22 protein-coding genes, 3 pseudogenes and 1 other annotated feature are annotated in these 21,808 nt (G+C 46.9%); of the genes and pseudogenes, 7 read left to right on the forward strand and 18 right to left on the reverse strand.

The genetic code is table 11. The features are described 5' to 3' along the window. Positions 1 to 28 precede the first annotated feature (28 nt). Positions 29 to 457: a cell wall hydrolase gene (locus ACWHAR_RS16490; RefSeq protein ID WP_032872720.1), complete on the reverse strand. Its 429-nt coding sequence runs from the start codon at positions 455 to 457 to the stop codon at positions 29 to 31. 153 nt (positions 458 to 610) lie between these two features. Between ACWHAR_RS16490 and ACWHAR_RS16495 the strand changes: the two genes are divergently transcribed. Further along, the gene (locus tag ACWHAR_RS16495) at positions 611 to 994 is read left to right on the forward strand and encodes a DUF2512 family protein (RefSeq protein WP_003156684.1); all 384 of its coding nucleotides are present in this window, start codon (positions 611 to 613) and stop codon (positions 992 to 994) included. A gap of 166 nt (positions 995 to 1,160) precedes the next feature. Here the strand turns inward: ACWHAR_RS16495 and ACWHAR_RS16500 are convergent. The 5 genes and pseudogenes from ACWHAR_RS16500 to ACWHAR_RS16520 form a co-directional block, all read right to left on the reverse strand. Continuing rightward, positions 1,161 to 1,339: pseudogene (locus tag ACWHAR_RS16500) on the reverse strand (IS5/IS1182 family transposase); the annotation flags it as partial. A gap of 143 nt (positions 1,340 to 1,482) precedes the next feature. Further along, positions 1,483 to 1,821 (reverse strand): thioredoxin family protein, encoded by a 339-nt coding sequence (locus ACWHAR_RS16505; RefSeq protein WP_032872719.1) that lies wholly within the window; start codon positions 1,819 to 1,821, stop codon positions 1,483 to 1,485. Between the two features lie 172 nt (positions 1,822 to 1,993). Beyond that, positions 1,994 to 2,383: a DoxX family protein gene (locus ACWHAR_RS16510; protein WP_007609195.1), complete on the reverse strand. Its 390-nt coding sequence runs from the start codon at positions 2,381 to 2,383 to the stop codon at positions 1,994 to 1,996. A gap of 132 nt (positions 2,384 to 2,515) precedes the next feature. Beyond that, entirely contained in the window at positions 2,516 to 3,454 is a 939-nt protein-coding gene (locus tag ACWHAR_RS16515) for a ring-cleaving dioxygenase (RefSeq protein ID WP_032872718.1), read from the reverse strand. 24 nt (positions 3,455 to 3,478) lie between these two features. Beyond that, positions 3,479 to 4,099, reverse strand: a complete 621-nt coding sequence (locus tag ACWHAR_RS16520) for a nitroreductase family protein (RefSeq protein ID WP_032872717.1) — start codon at positions 4,097 to 4,099, stop codon at positions 3,479 to 3,481. Positions 4,100 to 4,527: 428 nt separating this feature from the next. Between ACWHAR_RS16520 and ACWHAR_RS16525 the strand changes: the two genes are divergently transcribed. Beyond that, the gene (locus tag ACWHAR_RS16525) at positions 4,528 to 5,421 is read left to right on the forward strand and encodes a cation diffusion facilitator family transporter (protein WP_032872716.1); all 894 of its coding nucleotides are present in this window, start codon (positions 4,528 to 4,530) and stop codon (positions 5,419 to 5,421) included. A 145-nt stretch (positions 5,422 to 5,566) separates the two neighbouring features. Here the strand turns inward: ACWHAR_RS16525 and ACWHAR_RS16530 are convergent. The 5 genes and pseudogenes from ACWHAR_RS16530 to ACWHAR_RS16550 form a co-directional block, all read right to left on the reverse strand. Continuing rightward, positions 5,567 to 5,744, reverse strand: a pseudogene (locus tag ACWHAR_RS16530) (IS5/IS1182 family transposase); the annotation flags it as partial. Between the two features lie 128 nt (positions 5,745 to 5,872). Continuing rightward, entirely contained in the window at positions 5,873 to 6,037 is a 165-nt protein-coding gene (locus tag ACWHAR_RS16535) for a tryptophan RNA-binding attenuator protein inhibitory protein (protein ID WP_032872714.1), read from the reverse strand. Positions 6,038 to 6,125: 88 nt separating this feature from the next. After that, positions 6,126 to 6,376: a binding site (T-box leader), on the reverse strand. Between the two features lie 48 nt (positions 6,377 to 6,424). Then, positions 6,425 to 6,658 (reverse strand): annotated as a pseudogene (locus ACWHAR_RS16540) (hypothetical protein); the annotation flags it as partial. Between the two features lie 5 nt (positions 6,659 to 6,663). Further along, on the reverse strand, positions 6,664 to 7,611 hold the full coding sequence (locus ACWHAR_RS16545; protein WP_007409014.1) for a DNA-binding domain-containing protein: 948 nt from the start codon (positions 7,609 to 7,611) through the stop codon (positions 6,664 to 6,666). Between the two features lies 1 nt (position 7,612). Next, entirely contained in the window at positions 7,613 to 8,905 is a 1,293-nt protein-coding gene (locus ACWHAR_RS16550; RefSeq protein ID WP_032872710.1) for a sensor histidine kinase, read from the reverse strand. Positions 8,906 to 9,148: 243 nt separating this feature from the next. Between ACWHAR_RS16550 and ACWHAR_RS16555 the strand changes: the two genes are divergently transcribed. The 4 genes from ACWHAR_RS16555 to ACWHAR_RS16570 all read left to right on the forward strand — a co-directional run bounded on the left by ACWHAR_RS16555 (position 9,149) and on the right by ACWHAR_RS16570 (position 14,173). Then, complete coding sequence (locus ACWHAR_RS16555) at positions 9,149 to 10,132, forward strand: glutaminase (protein WP_007409011.1); 984 nt, start codon at positions 9,149 to 9,151, stop codon at positions 10,130 to 10,132. Between the two features lie 24 nt (positions 10,133 to 10,156). Beyond that, positions 10,157 to 11,593, forward strand: coding sequence for an alanine/glycine:cation symporter family protein (locus ACWHAR_RS16560; protein ID WP_032872708.1), 1,437 nt, complete (start codon positions 10,157 to 10,159; stop codon positions 11,591 to 11,593). A 115-nt stretch (positions 11,594 to 11,708) separates the two neighbouring features. After that, a complete protein-coding gene (mmuM, locus tag ACWHAR_RS16565; RefSeq protein ID WP_032872706.1) occupies positions 11,709 to 12,656 on the forward strand; it encodes a homocysteine S-methyltransferase in 948 nt (315 codons plus the stop codon). 113 nt (positions 12,657 to 12,769) lie between these two features. Next, a complete protein-coding gene (locus tag ACWHAR_RS16570; RefSeq protein WP_161503658.1) occupies positions 12,770 to 14,173 on the forward strand; it encodes an amino acid permease in 1,404 nt (467 codons plus the stop codon). A 40-nt stretch (positions 14,174 to 14,213) separates the two neighbouring features. On the opposite strand, the gene ACWHAR_RS16575 is transcribed toward ACWHAR_RS16570, so the two are convergent. Then, a complete protein-coding gene (locus tag ACWHAR_RS16575) occupies positions 14,214 to 15,281 on the reverse strand; it encodes a branched-chain amino acid aminotransferase (protein ID WP_032872702.1) in 1,068 nt (355 codons plus the stop codon). A gap of 369 nt (positions 15,282 to 15,650) precedes the next feature. On the opposite strand from ACWHAR_RS16575, the gene gltP reads away from it, so the two are divergent. Next, a complete protein-coding gene (gene gltP / locus ACWHAR_RS16580; protein WP_007609166.1) occupies positions 15,651 to 16,901 on the forward strand; it encodes a glutamate-aspartate/proton symporter GltP in 1,251 nt (416 codons plus the stop codon). 36 nt (positions 16,902 to 16,937) lie between these two features. On the opposite strand, the gene trhO is transcribed toward gltP, so the two are convergent. The 6 genes from trhO to purT all read right to left on the reverse strand — a co-directional run bounded on the left by trhO (position 16,938) and on the right by purT (position 21,781). Further along, complete coding sequence (trhO, locus tag ACWHAR_RS16585) at positions 16,938 to 17,906, reverse strand: oxygen-dependent tRNA uridine(34) hydroxylase TrhO (RefSeq protein ID WP_007609165.1); 969 nt, start codon at positions 17,904 to 17,906, stop codon at positions 16,938 to 16,940. 104 nt (positions 17,907 to 18,010) lie between these two features. Continuing rightward, positions 18,011 to 18,286 carry a hypothetical protein gene (locus ACWHAR_RS16590; RefSeq protein WP_032872700.1) on the reverse strand — a complete coding sequence of 92 codons (276 nt, stop codon included), beginning with the start codon at positions 18,284 to 18,286 and terminating at the stop codon, positions 18,011 to 18,013. 42 nt (positions 18,287 to 18,328) lie between these two features. After that, positions 18,329 to 19,144 carry a phosphatidylserine decarboxylase gene (locus tag ACWHAR_RS16595; protein WP_007409003.1) on the reverse strand — a complete coding sequence of 272 codons (816 nt, stop codon included), beginning with the start codon at positions 19,142 to 19,144 and terminating at the stop codon, positions 18,329 to 18,331. Beyond that, positions 19,137 to 19,625 (reverse strand): DedA family protein, encoded by a 489-nt coding sequence (locus ACWHAR_RS16600; protein ID WP_003156711.1) that lies wholly within the window; start codon positions 19,623 to 19,625, stop codon positions 19,137 to 19,139. Before ACWHAR_RS16600 ends, ACWHAR_RS16595 begins: the two co-directional genes overlap by 8 nt. Continuing rightward, positions 19,616 to 20,149 carry a CDP-diacylglycerol--serine O-phosphatidyltransferase gene (gene pssA / locus ACWHAR_RS16605; protein WP_007409002.1) on the reverse strand — a complete coding sequence of 178 codons (534 nt, stop codon included), beginning with the start codon at positions 20,147 to 20,149 and terminating at the stop codon, positions 19,616 to 19,618. Before pssA ends, ACWHAR_RS16600 begins: the two co-directional genes overlap by 10 nt. Positions 20,150 to 20,626: 477 nt before the next feature. Continuing rightward, positions 20,627 to 21,781 carry a phosphoribosylglycinamide formyltransferase 2 gene (gene purT, locus ACWHAR_RS16610; protein WP_032872698.1) on the reverse strand — a complete coding sequence of 385 codons (1,155 nt, stop codon included), beginning with the start codon at positions 21,779 to 21,781 and terminating at the stop codon, positions 20,627 to 20,629. Between the last annotated feature and the right edge of the window lie 27 nt (positions 21,782 to 21,808).

Consider the following 21,808-nt stretch of genomic DNA (forward strand, 5'->3'; position numbering starts at 1 on the left):
GTTCATTCTAAGAACGGTGCGTCCGGGATTAAAATGTATTGTACACGTTTTCGCACGTCTCACCTGTCGGCTGATAGAAGCAGTGGGATCTGAATCTGGCGACAAACGGCTGGCCATACCAAGTCTGCGGGCAGTTGCCCGGCGGCTTAAAATACCACAGGCTGAATTTAGCCGGCCAAAACCGTTCTCCGTTAATGTTCCTGCGGGCAAGCCTCCGCTCGGATTCACGCGGTCTCTGGTAAAAGTATCCGTGAGTCACCGCTTCAAACGCGTGCGGCTGAAACACCATCTGCCTGATGGTGCGCAGGCCTTTAAAATCAGAACAATTCGCCCGCACCCTATTGATTCCCACATTGCCGACCAAAAGCATTCCCTGCTTCCCTTCGCCTTCCGCTTCCGCCCTGAGCAGCCTTGCCATTAGATTGACATCTGCGCTCGACGCTTTTACGACTGCCATCATGACACCTCCCGTATTTTCTCCTTTCATCATATTCAGCAGCGGCCCAGTGATGACAGCCAAAAGCCAGAAAACAAATGTTCACGAAAAAAGGGTTTATATTTCTCGTTATGAGGAAACATACTAACATGATTTCCATAAGGAGGAATTCGCATGGAACACATTAAAGCGCTTGCCATTAAAGGCATTATGACCATCATTATTCTGTATCTGATACTCGGCTTAGGTTTTCGCTTTACATTCGGCGACGTGCTGCTGATGACCATTGTGCTGGGGGCCGTTTCCTACTTTACGGGCGACCTGTACGTGCTTCCGAGATGGAATAATATCACGGCGGCGTCCGCTGATTTCGGAATCGCGTTTCTTGTTGTCTGGCTGATGGGAATGCCGCTGTCCATGGGCATTTCCGGAGGAAGACTGGCGTTTGCCGCTCTTATTTCCGCCGTCATCATCGCTGTCGGAGAATATTTTTTCCATATTTATCTGATGAGAAAAGACTTGGGCGGGTCCCGTTTTTTAGAACCCCGGTCCGAATAACGTAAAAAAGGCCGGATAACGGCCTTCAGCTTGTAGAAAAAATGATGTTTTTTCTGCAAGCTTTTTTGTTTTGTGCTGTTTCTTTATATATTCATTTGATTTCAGGTGCAGAAAAAGCACTCCCACTTGCCCAGCCTTGCTTGGCTGGGTATGTGGCAGCCTTCTTCATCATTTTGAATAAGATCAGCGGATCAAGTGAGCGCTGCAGTAAGGTTTGACCTTTTCAACGATGAAAGAGAAGTCTATGTATTTATCAATATTTCGAAGAAGGTGATCCTCTTTGACGAGTTGGTCAAGCAGAACGAATTCGGCTGTGTTTTGAGAAGCGTTTCTTGTGCGGAACATGAGAAAGACACCGTCCTTTTCTGACTTTCTTTTATTTTATGACAGGGGAATGGATATTTTAAGGAAAAAATAAAGGCTGTCGAGATTTTCTCGACAGCCTGAGCCCCTTAAAGGGGGCTTTTTATTTGTAAAGTATAAACATTTTATACATCTTGATATAACTGATAAACCCTTATCAGCCTTTCTTCGAGCTGTTCAAAATGAACAAGGCGGGCTTCTCTCAGAAACTCAGTCCCATCAATGAACAAAAGAAGCACGGGGACAGTGAAGACTGAAAATCTGCCGGCAACCTCTTCTACCTCGTCAGCGTTGGTATGCCCCAATTTGATATTCGGAAACTGATCCAATACTTTTCTGAGCTGCGGCAGAACAGCGTGACATACTGTACAGGTGGGTCTTGAAATGTAGATAAAACTGAATTGATGCTGCTTAATAAAATTCTCGATAGAATCTAACGAATGTAAGTCTGTCAGCTCTTTCATCAAAATCCTCCTTCAAATCGGCTAGTCTTTCATGACCAAGCTCATCAATACTCGTACATTCACTATACACATTTATATTGATCATATCCGCTTTTTTGCTATTCCTTAACGTTGTGCTTGAAAAATAAAAGAACAGTTACCGCTTTTCAGTAACTGTTCTTAGATACTTATATTAAAAATGCAAAGCGTACGCCCCTGAACCGATGAGTGCAACTCCGATGGAGACTGCAATCAGCACCAAGTTATATTCAAAACCGCCGGCACCGTTCGCAAACCCTTTCGCTCCGTGAACTTTTACAATGGCACCTAACATAATGATCGTTATAATAGCAGCTCCAAGCGGGAGGAATACACCTAAAATAAATAAAATTCCGCTTGCGAGTTCCCCGAGACCTGATAAAGCGGCCGCGGCATTGCCTGGTTTAACTCCAATTGACTCGAACCATTGTCCGGTTCCTTTAATCCCGTATCCGCCAAACCAGCCGAATAATTTTTGTGATCCATAAAACAGAAACACCACACCAATCATGATTCGAATAAGTAATAGTCCTGCATCTTCCATTTTTATCTCTCCTTATTTTTCATATTATATGATGTGCTGCAAGGCAGCTTGTTTACCAACAGTCGCTTCCAGCAAACATCTGTTAAATGTATGACTTATTATTTTTCTTCATGCTTCACGTTCATCTATCAATCAATCTAATTCTCTCACTTCAAACGGCAGCAGCCCTTGTTCAATATGAGCCCGGTGCGGTTCATACTGCTCAGGGAGCATCAATTTTCCGCCCATTGTTTCTTGTGACTCATCATGGGCAAAGCCCGGCGGATCAGTTGCGATCTCAAATAAGATTTCCCCGTGTTCTCTGAAGTAAACCGCATTAAAATAGTTTCTATCCTGAACAGGAGTCACACCATATCCGTTCGCAGCAATGAATCTTTGCCAATCTAATTGATCTTCGTCATCCTGAGCCCGCCAAGCGATGTGATGGACCGTGCCGACACCCATTTGTCCGCGGCCGATAGGCGTTAATTTAAGATCAATCACATTTCCGATATCACCGGCAGAACGATAACGAACGAAGTCTCCTTCTTTGCCGACTCGCTCAAGCCCCATGATGTTTTCCAGCAATTCACCTGTTTTTTCTGGCTGTGCTGATAACAAGGTTGCACCGCCAAAGCCTTTAATGGCAACATCTGGGGTCACATCTCCGAAAGTCCACGTATTGACCTTCCCTGCTTCTCTTTCCACGATTTCTAAATGCAGGCCATGCGGGTCATCAAATTCTATATATTGTTCTCCAAAACGCTCGATTTTTGTGTATGGCACGTTGAACTTTTCAAGTCTCTTTTCCCAAAATGCCATAGCACCTCTCGGCACGACGTAAGATGTCACGCCAACCTGTCCGTCTCCAATGATGCCTTGACGGGCGTCCGCCCACGGAAAGAATGTGATGATTGTTCCCGGCTTCCCGCCTTCATCCCCAAAATAAAGGTGATACGTACCCGGATCATCAAAATTGACCGTTTGCTTGACCAATCGCAGCCCCAGCACTCCAGCGTAGAAATCAGCATTCTCTTGAGGGTGACCGACAATTGCTGTAATATGATGGATTCCCATCGTTTTTTTAGCCATTTTTATCCGCTCCTTTACAAATATTTAAATATACTCCACAAACTCATTCACAGGCTTTCGGTAGCCGCGCGGCCTTCTGCTTTCTATTTTTTCTTTACCGATTGTAATCATCATGACAACTTCAAATTGATCATCTATCTTCAAAATCTGTTTCACGGCTTCAGTATCAAACCCTATCATCGGACAGGTGTCCCAGCCTTTTTCCTTAGCACTCAGCATAAACATCATCGCAGAAAGTGAAGCATTTCTTATCGCCTCATCTCTCTTAAATGGTTCTCCCTTGTTTTCATAAAACGAAACGGTGTCTTGAACCATGTGATCATACTCTTGTTTATTTAATACCCCAAGCAGCTTCAATCCTTCATAGATGTCAGCCGCTTGCTGATATGCCTGCTTATCCCCTAAAACCAAAAGAACCGCTGATGAGCTAAACACTTTATATTGTCCGTTTGCGGCCTGCTTCAGCTTTTCTTTTACATTCGGGTCAAGAACCGTCACATATTTTGTATGCTGCAAATTAAAAGCTGATGGAGCCAACGCAACCAATTCAAACATTTCGTTGAGCTCATCTCTTGTGATTGGATGTTCTGGAAGAAAGTTGCTTGCAGATCTTCTTTCATTCACTAGCTGTACAAATTCAGCCATTTCTCTCGTACCCCTTTTATCTCGAATTCGAGATATTATAGTATAAAAAATCAAATAACGTATGATTAAAAAACGAAACGTTCTCTTCACTGATCTTTTCGTGAATCAAACGATCGGCAGGTTCTTATCCTGCACTCTAATTAAATTATCTTGAATTAAAAAATCTTGAATTCGAGATAATAATAAAAGATAAATACTCAAATGTCAACAGTTCATTTTTAAATTCAGCGCCATTTTGTCTGTGTACTGTTTAGCCCTGCTCCAACTTTTTTTCTGTCACCTTATTTATTAGGAAACAGGAAACAACCTTGCTATAGACCCACTCGAAACTGAATTGGTACGATAAGCAGAGTGATTACACGAGAAAGGATACGGAGTGCGAATCAAAAGCGCCCCTATTTTTTTGTGCAGTTTTATAGGAGGAAAAAATGACAAGTGAAAGAGAACAAATAAGCAAAAAAGTTGCTTTGATTGCATTGATAGCCAATCTGATCTTAATGGCAGGAAAGATCTTTTTTGGACTGATAGGCGATAGTGAAGCAGTTTTTGCCGACGGTATACATTCTGCAGCGGATGTCGCGGCTTCAATTGCTGTCCTGGCCGTCATCGGCATTTCTAATAAGCCGCCCGATCAAGACCATCCTTTCGGGCATGGCAAAGCTGAGGTCATCAGCGAAGCGATTGTAGGAATAATATTAGTGCTCGTTTCCGTGTATATTCTAATAGAAGCGATTTCGTCCTTTGTTGAGGGCCCAAGCATCCCGCAATACAGCGCATTGTTTGCGGCTCTGATATCCTACGCGGCTAAGCAGATCTTATATCGTTATTCGATCAAACAAGGGAAAAAATGGAACAGTAAAGCGATTATAGCGATTGCATACGATCATAAAGGCGATATCGTTGCCTCTCTTGCCGCTTTTATCGGCGTCCTATTGGCGATTATCGGGAACACCCGCGGATGGTCCTATCTGTTGTACGCAGATGCAATTGCCAGTGTCATCGTGGCGTACCTCATTTTTAAGATTTCAATGGAATTAATCAGGCCGTCTGTTGACGTTCTCATGGAAAAAAGTGTTGATCCCGAACTGATAGAGGAATATAAAGCGGTTATTTTGCATTGCCCTCAAGTCAAACGGCTCGATAAAATCCGAGCAAGAGAACATGGCCACTATAAATTGCTTGATGTCCGGTTATCTTTGGATCATGATTTGACGATTAAGCAGGGACACGATATTGCCCGCGAAATCCGAAATGAAATCAAAAGACACTTTTCAGATGTTGAAGAAGTGCTCATCCATGTGAATCCTTATTTTGAAGAATGAAAAAGCAGCTTGTAGAGAAAATGATGTTTTTTCTGCAAGCTTTTTTGTTTCGTGCTGTTTCTTTACATATTCATTTGATTTCAGGTGCAGAAAAAGCACTCCTACATGCCTAGCCTTGCTTGGCTGGGTATGTGGCTATCTTCAACATCATTTTGAATAAGATCAGCGGATCAAGTGAGGCTGCAGTAAATTTTGACCTTTTCCACGATGAAAGAGAAGTCTATGTATTTATCAATTTTTCGAAGAAGGTGATCCTCTTCGACGAGTTGGTCAAACAGAACGAATTCGGCTGTGTTTTGAGAAAAATTTCTTGTGTGGAACATGAGAAAGCCATTTTTTCTGTCTTTCTTTTATTTTATGACAGGGGAATGGATATTTTAAGGGAAAAATAAAGGCTGTCGAGATTTTCTCGACAGCCTGAAGGCCGGATAACGGCCTTTTTCGTTTGATTTCACTGATCAATATGCTTTCTGATAAAATGCAGCAGCGTGTTTCCTTGAGCGGTCAATATGACGCCCTTCGCGCCGCACTTCGGACAGGGCGTCCCTTCTTTCTCCTGGCCGGTTCCTTCACAATGCGGACACGTGAGCTCAAGGTCGTCGGTTGCGATCACCATGAATATCCCTCCTTTTTTGATTGTCTGTCCGTCTCCAGTCACTTTCCATGGCCATCACCTCCTTAACAACACAAAAAAACCCCGTCCATCAAAGGACGAGGTTTTCGCGGTGCCACCTTTATTAACGGCTGAAAAGCCATTCTCTCAAAAAGTACAGAAACACACGGTTTCAATACTCCTTTCTTGATAACGGGGAAAGAATCCCGGCACCGCCTACTGTCATTTCAGCGCAGCAATTCAGAAGCCCATTCGGCACCGGACGGGGATCGGTTCACAGCTGCCACCGACTCTCTGAACCCCGCGCGCTGATGCGTACTTACTCTTCCTCAGCATTATTCATCCGTTCTTTTATTTTAAAATGTATCATACGCTGTCATCCGGCGGAAGTCAATAACCTTTCGGATCGGACAGGCCGAGCATGTCCCGCGCCATTTCCATATGCTCCTCTTGCCCCGTCTGAAGCGCGAACTTCGCCGTTTCCACAGGGTAAGCGGCCTGCCATTCTGTCACATGCTGATTTTCGTTTGCAAAAATATGCGGAGGGTGCAAGCCATGGATCAGCGCGGAAAAATCAGGCCAGTACGAACTGTCATTTATCCACGTTTGCCATCTTTTCCAAAGCCAGCTCACCGGCTGCCTCCGCTGACAAATTTTGATCCTTCGCGTAAATCTTTCGCCTCTAAAAAGAAGACGTGAATGAATTTTTTCATATTCACTTTAACCGGAGAAAGCGGCACGGTTTCCTTAGCCTGCATTTCTTTCATTCTCTTGCTGACGGCAGGGAAATCAAAGAATTTCGAGGCGTAATATTCAAATTTGGGGTTTGAAAAATCAGTTGTGCCCAATGAAGCGAAATGGTTTAACGAATGAATGACGGCCCTTCTGATCCGCTGTTCCGAGGCTTTGATTTCCCTGTTAACCTCGGCTTGTGCCGCCGCAGGCCCCAGCTTCCGGATGGCGACGTTTGTAAACATCTGCTTTAAAGACGGGATGTTTCTTTCCGCCTGTTCATCCTCAAATAAATAGTGAAGGACGGCCATGAGGTCATGCGCCCCGCTTTCTCCCACGATGCCTAATTCCGATAAAAGAAATTTTCCTGTTTCTTTGATTGATTTCTCGTGCATCCCCCCAGGCCCGCTTTTTTTCGGCTCATTCCGCTGAATAAGGCGGCTTAACGAGTGTTGGATGTCGCCGATCGAGGTTTCCAGTTCAATCCGCTCTTTTACTTTTCGCAAAACGGTGACGATCTCGATTTTGTTGATCGGTTTGTGGATAAAGTATTCGATGCCGAGAGAATAAGCTTCTCCCACCATTTCCTTTGCCTCCACCTGCGATATCATCACCGCTTTTCCGTTGTACGACCCCTGAAGATGCCGGATTGTCTCAATCCCGTCCCGACCCGGCATCAGCAGATCAATTAATAAAATATCGACTTGCTTAAAATGGAGATAATGCCCTTCAATCTGGCTTCCGTCCTCTGCCTCACCGACGACTTCGCCTAAGTCCTCGTCCTCGATCATCTGTTTTAAAATGGAACGGATCGCCCGGTCATCATCAGCTATAAAAAACCGCATATTATGAGTTCATCCTTTCTGCAATCAAATGCTTTACCGGCAGCTTAATCGTAAATATGACGCCTTTTGGCTTGTTGTGAAAGGAAATGTCTCCGTCAAGTTCAGTTACGATTTCCTTCACGTAAGTAAGCCCGATGCCCGTTGAAGGTGTGCCGAATTCATCGTATTTGGATGTAAACCCGGGATCATAAACGACCTCTCCGATTTTTTCCGGAATGCCGGGACCGTCATCTTCAGCCTGAAATTCGGCCATCTCCCCCTCAGCCCTGCGCAGTGCGAGGCGGATCTCACCCCTGTCTCCCATGGCTTCGACGGCATTGGCGGTCAGATTATTTAAGATCGACAGGACGGTAAAGACGTGATAATCGGGATGTTCTCCTTCAATCACGCTCCGGAATTGAATGTCCTTGCCTAAAGATTCGGCGTATTTTTCATTGATTCGGATGACGATGCCGACCAGAGCGGCGGCATTCATGTAATCCCGGAATCTCTCATTGGAAATCAGCTTCGACAGGCCGGCGAATATTCGCTGATTGTCTTTTTTCACTTCATGAATTTCTCCCGCGAGGCGCAGCATTCGGCTCCCGAGCTCCCGGTCGTTCCCGCTCATTTCCCGATACAGCTGATAGGATTCTTTCGTCACATGCTCTGTCGTTTTCAGCGTTTTTTTCAAATGAATCGTTTCTTCATATAAGTTAGACACAATCATCAGCATGTGCTCATGCTGCTTTCTCGTTTGTTTTTCCCTGACCTGAGATTCGTGCAGCTTCATCACATTGAAAAAACTCAGCACAATAAATGTGTGAGAAACAGCGATAACTGCGATATCCGCCAGCTTGTCCGGCATCATAATCTGCCGGCCGCCGGAAAACTGAACCGTCATTTCAACGGCATCGGACGCAATTTCAATGAGAAAGCCGAGAAACCCGATCATCAGCGGCCGATTCCAAAAAAGCCTGACCTTCAGCACATAAAACAAGCAGGCATATGTAAAGTAAAAAAAGAAACTGGGATATTGGCTGAAAAAAGCCTCCGTAAAGCCGGCATGCTCTCCTCCCCAGCACGCCAGGCCGATCCGGAATGCCACAACGGCTGCACCTGTCAACAGCCCTGACAATACTGCCGGCACATGCCGAAGCAGCAGCAGAAAAAAGAAAAAAGCCGGGGCGCCGAAGCTGATCCGATATACCTCATTCAGGGGGTAAAATTTCAGTTCCCCCGCCAGCGGCACGGTGATCAGCATAAGGGCGAAAAGATAGCCGTCTTTTTTCAGTAAATAGTCGAGCCTGATCATAATCACTTCCTTCTTCTGTCTATTTTGAACAAGACCGATACAGTCCGCAAATTTCTTTAGACCCGAATGGCGGGACACTCCGGCTGATTTATAAATCTATCGGCTTATTTTAAGAATGATTTTGTCGTATTTTGTATGATTCTGTAGATGTCATTATACATTAACATGGAACACGCTATTTTTGAAAACGTTTTCCAAGACCGGGTTCCGCTTCGGACAGGCTTGCAATAGAGGAGGAATGTTATGAAAGATATGGTCAGAGAGCGCCTTGAAAAAGAGGAACTGGCATCACTTTTACAAGATTGGGTCGAGCATTACCGACCGTTTTCCGTCAATGGAAAAAGCGCAAATTATATACCCGCCCTTGGAGAAATCAACGACTCTCAGCTGGGCATTTGCATATTAGAGCCGGATGGCTCAATGATTCATGCCGGTGAATGGAATGTCCCGTTCACATTGCAGAGCATCTCAAAAGTCATCAGCTTTATTGCCGCCTGCATGAACAGAGGCATTTCTTACGTGCTGGATCGTGTGGACGTGGAGCCGACAGGTGATGCGTTTAATTCTATCATCCGGCTTGAAATCCATAAACCCGGGAAGCCCTTCAACCCGATGATCAATGCCGGCGCCATTACCGTCGCCTCGCTGCTTCCGGGTGAAACGGCGCATGATAAATTAGAATATCTCTTTTCCGTTTTTGAAAAATTAATAGGAAAACGCCCTCACATTCACGAGGAGGTCTTCCGTTCTGAATGGCAGACCGCGCATCGGAACCGAGCGCTCGCCTACTATTTAAAAGAAACGAACTTTCTCGAGGCGGATGTGGAAGAAACGCTTGAAGTGTATTTAAAGCAGTGCGCCATGGAGGGTACAACCGAGGACATCGCTTTAATCGGATTGATACTTGCGCATGACGGCTACCATCCGATCCGACGGGAACAGGTCATTCCGAAAGATGTCGCGAAACTCGCCAAAGCCCTGATGTTGACATGCGGGATGTACAATGCGTCAGGCAAATATGCGGCTTTCGTCGGCGTCCCGGCCAAAAGCGGGGTATCCGGCGGCATTATGGCATTGGTTCCCCCAAGCGCCAGAAGAGAACAGCCTTTTCATAACGGCTGCGGCATCGGCATTTACGGTCCGGCCATTGATGAATACGGCAACAGCCTGACCGGCGGCATGCTGCTGAAACATATCGCACAGGAGTGGGAGCTCAGTATTTTTTAATCAAACGAACCAAGAGGTGATTGGATGCAGGAATTCCTTGAAAATGTAATCGGCTCGGCAAATGATTTTTTATGGTCAAAACTGTTAATCGTACTGCTTCTTTCTCTGGGACTGTTTTTTACGTTCAGATCAAAGGGTCTGCAAGTCCGCATGCTGAAGGAAATGATCCGGGTTTTGAAGGAAGGCGCGGCCGCCCGGACAAAAAACAGCATTTCCCCGTTTCAGGCATTTTGCATCAGTATGGCGGCGCGTGTCGGAACCGGGAATATTACCGGAATCGCCATTGCGATCTCACTCGGCGGTCCGGGCGCTATTTTCTGGATGTGGATTATCGCAGTCATCGGTTCGGCTTCAAGCTTTGTTGAAAGCACGCTGGCCCAAATTTATAAAGTAAAAGATCAAAACGGATTCCGCGGGGGCCCGGCCTATTACATGGAAAAGGGCCTGAAGAAACGCTGGATGGGCGCGCTGTTCGCCGTATTAATCACACTGTCATTCGGGGTTGTTTTTAATTCCGTTCAATCCAATACGATCAGCGTCGCCTTTCAAAACGCATTCGGCACCAGCCGGCTTACATTGGGCATTATTTTAATCTTGGTTTTCGGCGGCGTAATCTTCGGCGGCGTCAAACGAATTGCGAAAATGGCGGAATACATCGTAGTCGTTTTGGCCGTTTTATATATCGGTGTCGCTTTCTTTGTCATTCTGACGAACATCACCCAATTGCCCGGCGTTCTGTCGCTAATCGTAAAAAATGCGTTCGGCATTGATCAGGCAGCGGGCGGCGCTTTAGGTGCGGCCTTGATGCAAGGTGTAAGACGCGGGATTTTCTCAAATGAAGCGGGTATGGGAAGCGCTCCGAACGCGGCGGCGACAGCTACGACGAGCCACCCGGTGAAACAGGGGCTCATTCAGGCATTCGGCGTCCTGACGGATACGCTCGTCATTTGTACAAGCACGGCGCTTATCATTTTATTTTCAGACGCTTATCACCAGCCGGGACTGAGCGGCATCGCGCTTTCTCAGGCCGCCTTGAGCGATCATGTCGGCGCGTGGGCGTCCGGTTTCCTTGCCGTCTTAATGCTTTTGTTCGGCTTCAGCGCTCTGATGGGCAACTATTATTACGGAGAAACCAATATCGGATTTTTAAGCCAGAACAAAAAATGGCTGTTCATTTACCGTATCTGTGTGCTCGGAATGGTACTGTTCGGCTGTATTTCCAAAGTCCAGCTTGTGTGGGATATGGCTGACTTGTTCATGGGCTTAATGGTGGTCGTGAACTTAATTGCGATTTTCCTTCTGTCGAAAAAAGCGTTTGCCGCTTTGAGCGATTATGTCCGGCAAAAGAAAGCCGGAAAGGACCCCGTCTTTTACAGAGATGTGCTCCCTGATGATGACGGGATCGACTGCTGGGAGTATTCAGACATCGCGAAAAGTGCGAAAGGCAAACACATTTCCTAAACAAAAGGTGTTCGGGCAGCGTCCTGAACACCTTTTTTCTGCCGGTTCATTGACAAAGAGAATAGCGTCCATTACCCTTTTTATATATTTTCAGTAAAGTCAGAAAGGAAGGCCTATGAATCCCTTTACACAAATATTAAATGAATACCCGGTGATGATCATAGACGGCGCGATGGCAACCGAGCTTGAGCGGATGGGCTGTGATTTACATGACGATCTGTGGTCGGCCAAAATTCTTTTAGAGAGGCCGGAACTGATCAAACAGGTGCATGCAGAATATTTTGCCGCCGGCGCTGATTGCGCGATCACCGCCAGTTATCAATCGACAATCGAAGGATTTGCAGCGCGCGGCATCCCTGAAACCGATGCGATACGTCTCATTCAGACATCTGTTGAACTTGCCGCGCAAGCACGCGATGAATTTTGGGCGCATGAAGAAAACCGTTTACACCGGCCCAAACCTTTGGTCGCCGCTTCTATCGGACCTTACGGCGCGAGCCTCGCTGACGGCTCCGAATATCGCGGGCATTACGGACTGACGGAGGATGAGCTGATCAGCTTCCACCGCCCCCGGATGAAAGCCCTCATAGAATCCGGCGCCGATCTTTTGGCCTGCGAGACCATTCCGTGCCTGTCAGAAGCAAAAGCGATCACAAGGCTGCTGGAGGAATTCCCCGGCACTTATGCATGGATCAGCTTCAGCGCCAAAGACGGACGGCATATCAGCGAAGGCACGCCTATTTCCGAATGCGCGGCTCTGCTCGGCTCCTGCAGCCAAATCGCAGCGATCGGCATCAACTGCACACCGATCGAACATATTCCGCAGCTGGTACAAGAAATCAAACGGGCAACGTCCAAACCGATTATCGCCTATCCGAACTCCGGCGAACAATATGACCCAGTGACAAAAACCTGGAAAGGCGCAGCGTGCGAAAACCATTTCGGAAAAAGCGCGCAAAGCTGGTACGAAAACGGCGTGAGCCTGATCGGAGGCTGCTGCCGGACGAAACCTGCGGACATTCAGGCCATTGCCGATTGGGCCAAGACCTTAAAAACAACTTGACTAATCGGAATAGTTTGTATATTCTATTCAAAAAGCCGGTTCGCCGGAATCTCGTGCCGTTCGCCGGCATGAGATTTTTTATTAGGACGGCCCTCGCAGAAAGTTGGAAAACAATGAACAACAAGAACGAGACGAATTTTCAGAGAAGTATGAAAAGCAGACACCTCTTTATGCTATCACTCGGAGGTGTGATCGGGACGGGGCTGTTTTTAAGCTCTGGGTATACCATTCATCAGGCGGGTCCGGCGGGCACCATTTTCGCTTACCTTTTGGGCGCGGGCATCGTCTATCTTGTCATGCTTTGCCTCGGTGAACTGTCAGTGGCCATGCCGGTGACGGGCGCATTCCACACCTATGCGAAGACCTATATCGGGCCCGCGACGGGCTTTACGGTCGCATGGCTGTACTGGCTGACGTGGGCGGTGGCGCTGGGCTCTGAATTCACGGCGGCCGGGCTTTTCATGCAGCGTTGGTTCCCGCATACTTCAGTTTGGATGTGGAGTGCGGTATTCGCTCTTCTCATCTTTTTATTAAACGCCTTCTCCGTGAAATTTTTTGCTGAATCGGAGTTTTGGTTCTCAAGTATTAAAGTCTTAGCCATCTTACTGTTTATTTTATTGGGCGGAGCGGCGATGTTCGGCATCGTCCCGATGAAAAGCGGTGAGGCCGCACCTATGCTGTCGAACTTTACGGATGGCGGCAGCCTTTTTCCAAATGGCTTTTTCCCGATACTGATGACGATGCTTTCAGTAAACTTTGCTTTTTCAGGGACGGAATTGATCGGAATCGCTGCGGGGGAAAGCGCCGATCCGGAAAAAACCGTTCCGCGCGCCATTAAGACTACAGTCTGGCGGCTGGCGCTTTTCTTTATCGGAACGATTTTTGTGCTGTCAGGGATGATCTCTATCAAGGAAGCCGGTGTGATTGAAAGCCCGTTTGTCACGGTATTTGACAGAATCGGCGTGCCTTATGCGGCCGATCTGATGAATTTCGTCATTTTAACGGCGCTTCTGTCTGCGGCCAATTCAGGGCTGTACGCGTCATCACGTATGCTGTGGTCCCTGTCTAAAGAAGGGGAGCTTCATCCCGCCTTTGCCAGGCTGACCTCTAAAGGCATTCCTTTTAACGCTCTGATCTTCAGTATGATCGGCGGCATTCTGTCGTTGTTGTCAAGCGTATTTGCAGCGGATACAGTCTATCTTGTTCTCGTCTCCGTCTCAGGATTTGCGGTAGTGGCTGTGTGGATGAGCATCGCCGCATCGCAATTTTTGTTCCGAAGACGGTTTCTTACAGAAGGGCACCAGCTTTCAGACTTGAAATACAGGACACCGGGATATCCGGCCGTACCGATAGCGGCCTTTCTCCTATGCCTCGCCTCCTGTATCGGCATCGCTTTTGATCCGAACCAGGCCATCGCCCTTTATTGCGGAATTGCATTTATGGCCGTTTGCTACAGCGCTTATTACTTGAAAAACCGGAAAAGCAGAGCCCGCGTGCAAGCCGTAAAATCCCAATAACCGAAAAAAGAACCCTGCAGCGCAAGGGTTCTTTTTTCATTTATACTTCAACCACCCATCTGAACGAATCCCGCACCTTCCCGACTTGGATGCCGGCAATCGTTTCATAGAGCCTTTCTGACACTTCACCGATCAAACCGTTATTCAGTTCAATCGTTTCTCCGTGAATGTGCAGCGCGCCGACCGGCGAGATGACGGCCGCGGTTCCCGTACCGAATACCTCTGACACCTCGCCTCTCATCGCAGCCTCATAGATGTCATCAATGGCGAGCTGTTCTTCCCTGACGCGGATGCCCCAGCTTTTTAACAGCTCTATCACAGATGCGCGTGTGATGCCCCCGAGAATGCTTCCGTTTAATGCCGGCGTTACGGCCTCTCCGTTTATGATGAAAAAGATATTCATACTCCCTACCTCTTCGGCATATTTCTTTTCCACCCCGTCGAGCCAAAGCACCTGATCATACCCCAGTTCTTCGGCTTTCCGCTGAGCCTGTAAGCTGGCCGCATAATTTCCGGACGTTTTGACGTCGCCCACTCCGCCGGTGACGGCACGCACATACTCATCCTCCACATAAATACGGATCGGTTTCAGCTGATCGCCGTAGTACGAACCGACAGGCGTCAGAACAACCATGAACTTGTAACGTTTTGAAGGCCGGACGCCTAAAGAAGGCTCAGTCGCAATTACAAACGGACGAATATATAAAGAGGTTCCTTTTTCTATCGGTATCCATTCCTGCTCCAGCTCCACCAATTGTATCAATGCTTCCAGCGCCAGCTTCTCGTCAAGAGGCGGCATGCTCATCCGCCGTAACGATTTATTCAGCCGTTTTATATTTTGGTCAGGACGGAACATCAACACCCGGCCGTCTTCTGACCTGTAAGCCTTCAGCCCTTCAAATACGGCCTGCCCGTAATGGAAAACGGATGCGGACGGATCAAGATTGACCGGTTCATAAGGGGTGATTCTCGGATCATGCCACCCTCTCTCCTCTTCGTAATCCATGACAAACATGTAATCTGTGAAGTACTTGCCAAATCCCAATGAAGCGGAATCCGGTTTTTCTTTTCTTGCTGTGACCTTACGTCTTTCAATCAGTTGATTCAACAAAAGCACACCTTTCTTGTAATTGTTTAAATTTTCAGTCTTTTATAAGCTGCCTGTTTTCTCTGCCTGAATCGTGTATGCACAGATATATGAGAATGCAGTTGACCGTATCATATCAAATATACCACTTATAAGAGGATAATTATCAAAATTTTTAATATTTTCATCAGAAATCTTTCTTTATTCTTATGCTCCTTCATTTTTTTCAATGAGGACTTTCTGTCATATTAAATGATTGCGCTTACATAATGTAAAACAATCCTTTCTATCGCACAGTCAATAATGTGACAAATTTATGGCGGATAGGAAGGTGGTTGCCGCCTGCTTCACGAATTACGTATGAAATGCGCAAGTAAAAGGGGGATTCGCTTGAAAAAATTTATCGCATTCCAGATTTTGATCGCTTTAGCCATCGGAGCATTGATCGGCCATTTCTTCCCGGATTTCGGGATGGCGCTGCGGCCCGTCGGAGACGGATTTATCCGCCTGATTAAAATGATTGTCGTGCCGATCGTGTTTTCAACCATTGTCATCGGAGCCGCCGGCAGCGGCAGTATGAAAAAAATGGGCAGTCTCGGCATCAAAACGATTATTTGGTTCGAAGTGATTACGACGCTTGTTCTGGCGCTCGGTCTGTTTTTGGCGAACGTGCTGAAGCCGGGAGTCGGACTTAACCTTTCTCATCTTGCTAAAAAAGATATTCACGAGCTTTCCGGCTATACGGAAAAAGTAGTCGACCTGAAACAAATGCTTCTTGATATTATCCCCGTTAATATCATTGACGTTATGGCGAAAAACGATCTTCTCGCCGTCATTTTTTTCGCGATTTTATTCGGTGTTGCCGCAGCCGGCATCGGCAAAGCCTCCGCACCTGTCATGAGTTTCTTCGAATCCACGGCAAATATTATGTTCAAGCTGACGCAGATGGTGATGGTCACCGCTCCGATCGGCGTTCTCGCCCTGATGGCCGCCTCCGTCGGGCAATTCGGAATCGCGCTTTTGCTTCCGATGCTGAAGCTGATCGGCACTGTGTTCCTCGGGCTGTTCCTGATACTCTTCGTTCTGTTTCCGATCGTGGGGCTCATCTTTAAAATCAAATACTTTGAAGTGCTGAAAATGATTTGGGATCTGTTTTTGATCGCTTTCTCCACGACAAGCACAGAAACCATTCTGCCTCAGCTGATGGATCGGATGGAGAAATACGGCTGTCCGAAGCGGGTCGTCTCCTTTGTGGTTCCGTCAGGTTTATCGCTGAACTGTGACGGCTCAAGCCTCTATTTATCGGTGTCCTGTATTTTTCTGGCGCAGGCGTTTCATGTGGAGATGCCGCTTTCTCAGCAGCTTCTGATGATGCTTGTGCTCGTCATGACAAGCAAAGGCATTGCCGCCGTCCCGTCAGGCTCACTCGTCGTGCTTCTGGCGACAGCGAATGCCGTCGGTCTCCCCGCGGAAGGCGTCGCCATCATTGCCGGTGTCGACCGCGTCATGGACATGGCGAGAACCGGCGTCAACGTGCCCGGCCATGCGGTCGCCTGCATCGTCGTGTCCAAGTGGGAAAAAGCATTCAAATATAAAGGACCCGTCACGGCAGACCAGACTGCCCGGACAGAAAGTATGTAAACACAAAAAAGACCACCTCATTGGTGGTCTTTTCTATTAATCAATCGCCGCATGATCCTCTTTTTCAATCAAAGCAAGACGTTCATTGATTTCTTCCTGAGTCATTTCGTGCTCTTTCACATACATGTTGCGTTCGTTCGTACGGCATTCGTGACTGCAGCTGCGCATGTATTTGTATTCATTCTCAGGTGTGCAGATCATTTTTTTATTACATGCCGGATTTGCGCAGTTCACATAACGCTCGCACGGCTCGCCCGTGAAATAATCTTTTCCGATGATAACGTGCTCTACGCGGTTGACCGGTACGCTGATTCTTTCGTCAAACACGTAGCACTGTCCGTCCCACAGCTGCCCTTTCACTTCAGGATCTTTACCGTAAGTGACGATACCGCCGTCAAGCTGGGACACGTCTTCAAAGCCCTTCTTCAGCAGCCAGCCGGAAAATTTCTCACAGCGTACGCCGCCTGTGCAGTACGTGAGAATTTTTTTACCTTCAAGCATGTCTTTGTGCTCTTCAATCCAGTCCGGCAGCTCACGGAACGCCTCAATATCAGGTCTGACCGCTCCGCGGAAATGACCGAGGTCATACTCATAGTCGTTTCTGGCGTCGATCACGATCGTGTCAGGATCCTGCATTTGCTCATAAAAATCTTTCGGTTTCAAATGCTTGCCCGTCGTGACATTCGGATCAACATCATCTTCGAGACGAAGCGTCACCAATTCTTTTTTATGGCGCACAAACATTTTGCGGAATGCATGTCCGTCAGCCTCGTCAATTTTAATCGGCATGTCGGCAAAGCGCGGATCAGCTTTCAGCGCATTCATGTATTGTTCCGTCTGTTCAACCGTTCCGGACACCGTACCGTTAATGCCTTCTTCAGAAATCAAAATACGGCCTAACAGACCGAGCTCCTTACAAAACTTCAAATGCTGAGCCGTGAACTCTTCAGGCTCATCAATCTTTACATATTTATAATAAAGTAAAACTCTATATTGTTTTTCCATGATTTATACACCCTGTTCAATTAAATTAATGATCGCACACTCTACTATATCATACAGGAAAACGGGCGAAAGATGAACATTTCCGTCCGGACTCTTTCTTCCAGTCACGCTTCGCCTTTTAAAACCTGCTGAAAATAAAACCGATACGTGTTGCGCAAAAAGGTCTCAAGCGAAAGGCCGGCCGCGGTCTGATACTTGCCGATAATAAACGGAAAACGGTCACGGCCTTTTGCCCGCAGAAGATCGGCGCTGTCTTCAGCCAGTTCTGAGATGAGCTCCTCAACGACAGGCCGGCATGCGTCCCGCACGGCTTCAAGAATTTGCTGATCCCCTGTATGATGGTACTGCTCTATCAGCTTTGCCAAATCCTTTTCTTTCATAATGTTCACTTCCTTACACCATATAAAAAAGAGGAGCAGCTTTTATAAAGCGGACGCCTCCTCCTGTGACTCCGCATAACCGATGATCTGACCGACCTGTAATTCACGGCCTTCAGTCAGGTTATCCGAAGGGGTAAACATATCTTTCTCGAATACTAAAATAACGGTCGATCCAAATGAAAAATAGCCCAGCTCTTCCCCCGTCTCAAGCCTGTTTCCGGTGTTTGTCTGAACGATCGAGTTAATATTCATCGCACCTACCGGAATCATGAGCATCTGCTGGTCAGCACGGGTCAGCTCGTACACATAACGGTAATTTTTTGAGAGCACATCTTTCCCGTACTTCAATCCCATCGTATTAACGGGATAGGAGCGTTTCCCCAACTCGGCCAGCTTCTGATACGTGCAGCTGACGGGAGAATGGAAGCGGTGATAATGTCTCGGGCTCAGATAAAGCACGGCAAAACACCCGCCGTTATACTTGTGATCGGCGCTTTTAAACCCCGTCAGTTCGGCGAACGAATAATCCTTCCCTTTTACCATGAAAGTTTGATTGGGTTTAATCATGCCAACCGTCTGAACGACACCGTCCACCGGGCTGACGATGGCGTTCTTCTCTTTTGCCACGGGGCGGAGATTTAAATTAATATCACGAATGAAAAATGACGCCAGTGAATCAAAGTCAGAAGCCGTACGTTCCGTTTCATTCCAGTTGATGCGATAGTGTTTGGAAAACAGCGGAATCATCGGCTTGCTCAGTTTCGATTCACAGAAGTTTTTAATGAGATAAGACGTCAATCGATTATTAGTCAGTTCAATCAATGAACGGTAAAGAACTTTAGCGGCAGTATTAAACATTGATTACTCCTATAAATTTTCCTATAGTAATAAAAATAAAACACCATAAAAACGCTCCGATGGCGGCGAAGCATAAGTAGGTTTTGAATTCCATTCTGCCGATTCCGGAAAAGTAGCAGGTCACGTGTCTGATGCCGGGGATGAAATAACCTAAAATAATGGTGTACGGCCCGTACTTCTTCATCCACCTGTCTACTTTCTCCATCCTCTTTTCCTTCAGGCCGACCCATTTTCCGAACTTATTAATAAACGGCCGGCCGGCTTTTCTGCCGATGAAGTAGCTGATAATCATCCCAAGGAGCGCTCCGATAAAGCTGATCAGAATGGAGAGCCCGTAATTCAGTACGTTTAAATGAGCGAAGTAGCCCACAAGCGTCATCATGACTTCATCCGGAATTGGCAATCCGATAATACCGAGTGTCAGCATAAGAAAAATCGCGATATATCCGTAATCGGATATTAATTGCTGAACTAATTCCATCTTCTGCTCTCCAGGTTTTCAGGCGCCTGTTTTTTAAAGTGCGGAAATTTAATGTTGCTGACCATTAAATAACCGAGCGCGATCGTTCCCGCCCCCAGAAGAAAAGCGTTATTGATAAAGCTCAAAATGACAAGACACATACCCGCAAACGGAATCGGCATCCCGATAAACGTCGGCAGCTTGCTTTGTTCAATATTAAATCTGGAAAGACGGATCATCCCGCAGATACTGTAGGAAAGCGCGATTAAAATTCCGATGAACGGAATCGTATATAGTGAAACACTGTAAGCGAGCATGGACGGCGCTACGCCGAACGTCACGAGATCCGCAAAAGAGTCAAGCTCCCTTCCCATCTCCGATACCGCGTTCAGCTTACGGGCGGCCAAACCGTCAAAGAAATCAAGAAACATCCCGGTGAAAATAAAGATCACCGCAGAGTGTATATTATGATACAAAAGGGAATGAATCGATAAGAGCCCGCAAATGAAATTTCCAATTGTAATCATACTAGGTATATAATTCACAGTTTACACAAACCTCCAATTAAAACCATATCAAATCGGACTGCGTATGCATAAAGACTCCATTTTACGGAAACATAAAATGGAATTCTTTCAATGCTATCATTCAAATTCTTTTATTATACAGCATTTGGTGTTATTTGAACAATCTAATCTGGTGATTTTTGTTTTTTCGCCGTTCATATTAAGGTAAGCAATCATGGTTTCCTCTATTCCGGATTACCCTGCTTAAATATTCCATGCTGAGAATCGGATTGTCCGTTCTTGATGAATGAAAAGCCGTATGATGTATTGTTATTTCCTTCTCCGTGAAATGAGAACATTACATATAACGATTGCGGACATAAAAAGTTTCAAGAATTAAAAAGCCGGCACAAAACGGCCTCATACATTATCTCACAACCCCGTTTTCCAGTATATAGTCTGTCCAAACAAAAAAGGCGCCTTACCATTACGGTAAAAACGCCTTTTAAGATCATTTTATGTAATTGATAAATAACTGAGTGCTTCGGTCGCTCTTTCTCTGGCCTCTTCAACGGTCTCAGCTGCAGAAAGCGCAACCGCCATACGGCGTCCTACTTTCGTGACGGGTTTACCGAATACGCGGACCTGAGTGCTTTTTACCGCCAAAGCCTTCTCCACACCTTCAAGCGCATAATCAGCAAGCTCTTTTGGCGCCTTCAGCGGACGGCTTGCCCCCGGCGACAGCTGAGTGATTTCCGGAATCGGGAATCCCAATACCGCGCGGACATGCAGCGCAAACTCTGACAAATTTTGCGTCACAAGCGTAACGAGCCCTGTATCATGCGGACGGGGAGACACCTCGCTGAAATATACTTTATCTTCAGTAAGGAAAAGCTCCACCCCGAACAAACCGTATCCGCCGAGCTCGTCCGTTATGCTTTTCGCAATGTGTTTCGCCTCTTTGATCTGCTGTTCCGTCATATGATGAGGCTGCCATGATTCAATATAGTCACCGTCTTTTTGTTCATGTCCGATCGGCGCGCAAAAGGACGTACCGTTCGCCGCGCGCACTGTCAGAAGAGTGATTTCTGATTCAAACGGAATGAATTCCTCAACGATGACCCGGCCGTTTTTCACTCGGCCGCCTTCCATCGCCATGTCCCAGCAGCTTTTCAGCCCGGAAGCCGAGCGGCACACGCTTTGCCCTTTTCCGGAAGAGCTCATCAGCGGTTTTACCACGCACGGAAAGCCGATTGTTTCCGCCGCTTCTTTAAATTCTTCATATGTATTCGCGAATTCATAGCCGGCAGTCGGAAGATGAAGCGTCTCTGCCGCAAGCCGTCTGATGCCTTCACGGTCCATCGTCAGCTTTGCCGCACGCGCATTCGGAATGACGTGAAAACCTTCTTCCTCAAGCTTCAGCAGCTCATCCGTCGCAATGGCTTCCACTTCCGGCACGATCAAGTCCGGTTTTTCTTTCTCAATGACTTCTCTGACCTGCGCTTTATCAAGCATATCAATCACATAGCTTTTGTGCGCGGCCTGCATGGCGGGAGCATGCTCATAGCTGTCAACGGCTACAGTGACAACCCCGAGCCGCTGCGCTTCAATGACGACTTCTTTCCCCAGCTCGCCTGATCCTAATAACAACATCTTCTTCGCCTGATACATGTCCTTTGGCCCCTCCCTTTCTATACC

The organism is Bacillus sp. LR--39, from assembly GCF_053613335.1.